Origin of the sequence: Microcystis sp. M44BS1 (assembly GCF_020244875.1) — a bacterium.
Lineage (GTDB): Bacteria > Cyanobacteriota > Cyanobacteriia > Cyanobacteriales > Microcystaceae > Microcystis > Microcystis panniformis.
This window is the reverse complement of sequence record NZ_JADBVM010000257.1, coordinates 1-4298: the sequence shown is the minus strand read 5'-3', so window position 1 is coordinate 4298 and position 4298 is coordinate 1. Positions and strand designations below refer to the sequence as shown.

Sequence of the window (4298 nt, the reverse complement as noted above, 5' to 3'; positions counted from 1 at the left end):
GAAATGGGGCGAAAGTCTGTGGACTCTGTGTAAGACAGTACATGGTTTTTTAACTGTGGTATGCGACGGTGGTGGAAGCAGAAACTTAAATCGTGAGGTTTAGGAATCGCCGCACTTTTAGGGCGGCGAGGATGTCAACTCATGATATTCTGATTCAATCAGTAGCGTTTGAGAGCCTATGTCCCCTCAATTTAATTTTCAAGAAAACGAACTCGAAGAAGCGGATATCATAACCCTGTGGGATGAGCAAGGTCGATCGCTAGACTGTTATATTGAGAATGCCTATGAAACCGATGACCTTACCTATATGCTTCTTGTCCCCGTGGATACCCCGGTGATGATTCTAGCTTGGGATGAGGAATCGGAGGAAGAAGAATCTGATGCCTTCTTAATCGAAGATAGCGAGGAAATCGAGCGGATTTTCGCCGATGCTAAGGCAGTTTTAGCAGAATTAGACCTATTGCTCAAACCCACTGCTCACACCTTGACTGTTAGCGGTGAATTGCCTCCCCTAGAAGAAGATAATGTTCTCAGTTTAGAAATCGACAGCGATGAACCTTCCTCGTCATCAGAGCCGGAAGAATTGCAATTTCTCGCCAGTTTCTTTTCCGAAGACCAAAAATACTCGATTTACAGTCCCCTTGCTCCTTTGTTATTCTTAGCCGTCGGTGATGCGGAAGGGAAAGTTGAATTAGTTTCCCCCGATGATGACGGTATGGGACCAATTCTAGAGGAACTTTTGTTTGATGAACTCGATTAATTACACGATCTTACCAAATCCGCCTGGCAAAATTTTTGATCAATCTAGTCACAGTATATCTTTCGGGATTTTATTATCGTCGTGATTAAAACGGATTTGGTATTTTTTTCCCTAAATTAATTACACATTTTCCTAACCACTGACGAACCTATTATCTATCGGATAGGCTGCTAGCCTCTGCTTGCTGGCAAAAGTGAGGGGCAGCCTCAGACAGGCACTAATGCCAAAGGAAGAATTAATAATCAGTCTTTAGTCAGAAGATTTACTATCAGAGCAGCACAAGGCTGACGTTTAGGGGCTGGCTGCGATAGGATAAAAAAGTGCTAGATAAAAACTCCTCTCCCTTCTGGTCCTTAGTTGCGGGTCACTGGTTCAAGCTCATCTGTGGAGCCAGTTACCAGGATTTGCCCACGATTCGCAACCTCGCTTTGACCTATACTATCGCCGGGGCCGATTGTATTGATGTGGCCGCCGACCGAGCCGTGATTGTTGCGGCCCGCGAAGGCATCGAAACCGCCGAAAAAATCGCCGGATTCCCCCCAAATCGACGACCTTGGTTAATGGTCAGTCTCAATGACGGGGAAGATCCCCACTTTCGTAAAGCTATCTTTAACCCGCAACTCTGTCCCGTCGATTGTCCCCGTCCCTGCGAAAAAATCTGTCCCGCTTATGCTATCGATAGGGGAGGAGTGATCGAACAGCGCTGTTATGGTTGCGGTCGCTGCTTACCCGTTTGTCCCCAGCAAATAATCGAGACCAGATCCCGTGTCTGTCAACCCCAAGAAATTATCCCCTTAATTATTGAAATGGGAGTCGATGCGCTCGAAATTCATACCCAAGTCGGTCATGGAGAGGAATTTGCTCGACTCTGGCCAGCGATCGCAACTGTAAGTAAAAACCTAAAAATCCTCGCCATAAGTTGCCAAGATCATGAATATATCATTGATTACCTCCACTATCTGCGAGAAACTATTTCACCCCTAAGCTGTCCTCTGATTTGGCAGACGGACGGCCGGCCGATGAGCGGCGATATCGGCAAAGGAACCACCCACCCAGCCATTAACATGGCCAAAAAAGTCCTCTCCGAAAATCTAACCGGATTTGTGCAGTTAGCTGGGGGAACCAATGACCACACCGTGACCAAATTACGGCAACTGGGACTGAGAGAAAAAATCGCTGGTATTGCCTATGGAAGTTACGCCCGTTCATTGATTTTGCCAATTTTAGAGCATTTAGACCAGCCTAACCTTGAAAATGACCCCCAAGCCTACCAAGAAGCCGTTAAAGCCGCTTCTATTCTCGTTGCTCAATTAAAAGCCTAACCTTGGTCAAAAAACTATAATATTTTTTTAATTGACAACTAACCCATAAATGTGTTAGACCCCAAGAAAATCTTGGAAATAAAAACAGCCAATTATCGCCAAAACCTTTTATTATTAATGCCAGAAACCCTACCCTCCTCTCGGATGCCAGTTACCGAAGATTTAAACAAACTCTTGGCAATTCTACCTGTGCGGATTCGCGGCAAAATCGAGGAACACCCGCGGCAGCATCAACTGATCGAAGTAGTTATGGATTTGGGACGCATACCAGAAGCGCGTTTTCCCGATGGGGCGATCGATCTGGGGGACGAACCGATCTCAAAAGAAGAAATCCAGTATTCGATCGCCCGGGTGGGCAGTTTTAGCGGCGATAATCGCGCCGGGATTGAACGCACCCTGCACCGCATCAGTGCCATTCGCAATCGAGACGGGGAAATTATCGGTTTAACCTGTCGTATCGGTCGGGCCGTTTTCGGTACGATCACCCTGATTAACGACCTAGTGGAAACGGGAAAATCCCTGCTGCTGCTCGGTCGTCCGGGGGTGGGGAAAACCACGGCCTTGCGGGAAATAGCCCGAGTTTTAGCCGACGACCTCAATAAACGGGTAGTGATTATCGACACCTCCAACGAAATCGCCGGGGATGGAGATATTCCCCATCCGGCCATCGGTCGCGCTCGTCGGATGCAGGTGGCCCGTCCGGAATTGCAGCATCAAGTCATGATCGAAGCAGTGGAAAACCATATGCCAGAGGTGATCGTGATTGATGAGATCGGTACGGAATTAGAAGCTCTGGCCGCTCGCACGATCGCCGAGCGAGGAGTGCAGTTAGTGGGAACCGCCCACGGCAATCAATTGGAAAATTTAATTAAAAACCCGACTTTATCGGATTTAGTCGGGGGAATTCAGGCAGTAACTCTCGGAGACGAAGAAGCGCGCCGCCGGGGTTCTCAGAAGACCGTTTTAGAACGCAAAGCACCGCCCACCTTTGACATTGCCATCGAAATGTTGGAACGTCAGCGCTGGGTCATCCACGAGGACGTATCTACCACGATCGACCAACTGCTGCGGGGACGGGAAGCAATTGCCCAAATCCGTTGGGTAGATGAGGAGGGGAAAGTACAAGTCGCTCAGGAAGAACCAAAATCGGAAAACCTGACCCCTTTGCGCGGCAATTATCTGCCGGAAATGGATAAACCCAAGGGATGGCGGGCCGATGGCCGGATGACTCCCGTGGCCCGTTTCCCTGCGGGCCCTCTCAACCGGGAAAACGATTTCGATCGCCTCCTCGAACAATCTTGGCTGCAGGAGGAACCGGAAACGGAAAAAGTCCGCGTCCCCGGTCCCAATGGCGAAGATTGGCCGGTTTATGTCTATCCCTACGGAGTCAGTCGCGCCCCGATCGAACAGGTAGTACAGTCCCTAGATTTGCCGATCGTTTTGACCAAAGATTTACAGGGGGCCGATGCGGTGCTGGCCCTGCGTTCCCACGTTAAAAATCAGTCAAAATTGCGGCAAATTGCCAAAGTAAGACAAATTCCCATCCACGGCATCAAATCCAATACCCTGCCCCAAATTTCTCGCGGTTTAAAGCGGATTTTGGGCATTGATGACCCGATGAATCAGGAAGGTGCAGATCTACGTTTATTTGCCCGCAGCGGTAGCGATGACGAGATCGAAGCTTTGGAGGAGGCCCGGTTAGCGGTGGAACAAATCGTTATTCCCACCGGCCAACCGGTGGAGTTACTGCCGCGATCGGCGAAAGTGCGGAAAATGCAGCACGAATTAGTGGAACATTACCGTCTCCAATCCGATAGCTTCGGAGAGGAACCGAATCGCCGTATTCGCATCTATCCAGCTTAGGAGTCGGGAATTGGCAGCGACGCACGCTCATCATTCTAGGTACAGAACGGCGATCGGTGCGGTAGCCGTCCGGATTATCCATCGTCCCCAATCGGCGGCGGAATTGCGCGCCAAAATGCCCCTAGCTGAAAGAATTAAGCTCTGTCTCGATCTGGCTAAGATTAAACTAGCGACCACGATCGATTATCTCGATAGTTATGCCCGTCGGGGCATTATTAGGGGTCGAGAAGGTCGTCACCGACCTCCCCTCCCATTCAGAACCGTGCATGAGACTTTCACCTCACACGGCTCCTAGTTTGACTGTTCCCTTGTTAAGGATACCGCTTGACTTCTTTTGGTTGTCTTTGTATTAT

General features: G+C 49.3%; 4 protein-coding genes. All 4 read left to right on the top strand.

Going from position 1 to position 4298, the window contains the following annotated elements:
- Window positions 1-178 precede the first annotated feature (178 nt).
- The 4 genes from IM515_RS19960 to IM515_RS19945 all read left to right on the top strand — a co-directional run bounded on the left by IM515_RS19960 (window position 179) and on the right by IM515_RS19945 (window position 4240).
- Window positions 179-760 (top strand): DUF3727 domain-containing protein, encoded by a 582-nt coding sequence (locus tag IM515_RS19960; RefSeq protein WP_002769671.1) that lies wholly within the window; start codon window positions 179-181, stop codon window positions 758-760.
- 320 nt (window positions 761-1080) lie between these two features.
- Window positions 1081-2082, top strand: coding sequence for a circadian clock protein LdpA (ldpA, locus tag IM515_RS19955; RefSeq protein ID WP_287629401.1), 1002 nt, complete (start codon window positions 1081-1083; stop codon window positions 2080-2082).
- A 117-nt stretch (window positions 2083-2199) separates the two neighbouring features.
- On the top strand, window positions 2200-3945 hold the full coding sequence (locus tag IM515_RS19950; protein ID WP_502881978.1) for a R3H domain-containing nucleic acid-binding protein: 1746 nt from the start codon (window positions 2200-2202) through the stop codon (window positions 3943-3945).
- Window positions 3946-3955: 10 nt separating this feature from the next.
- Window positions 3956-4240, top strand: coding sequence for a hypothetical protein (locus IM515_RS19945; protein ID WP_287629404.1), 285 nt, complete (start codon window positions 3956-3958; stop codon window positions 4238-4240).
- The last annotated feature ends 58 nt before the right edge of the window (window positions 4241-4298 follow it).

What these genes read in the sequence shown, in the direction of transcription:
- IM515_RS19960 (WP_002769671.1), top strand. Translation starts at nt 179, where the DNA reads ATGTCCCCTCAATTTAATTTTCAAGAAAACGAACTCGAAGAAGCGGAT.
- IM515_RS19950 (WP_502881978.1), top strand. Translation starts at nt 2,200, where the DNA reads ATGCCAGAAACCCTACCCTCCTCTCGGATGCCAGTTACCGAAGATTTA.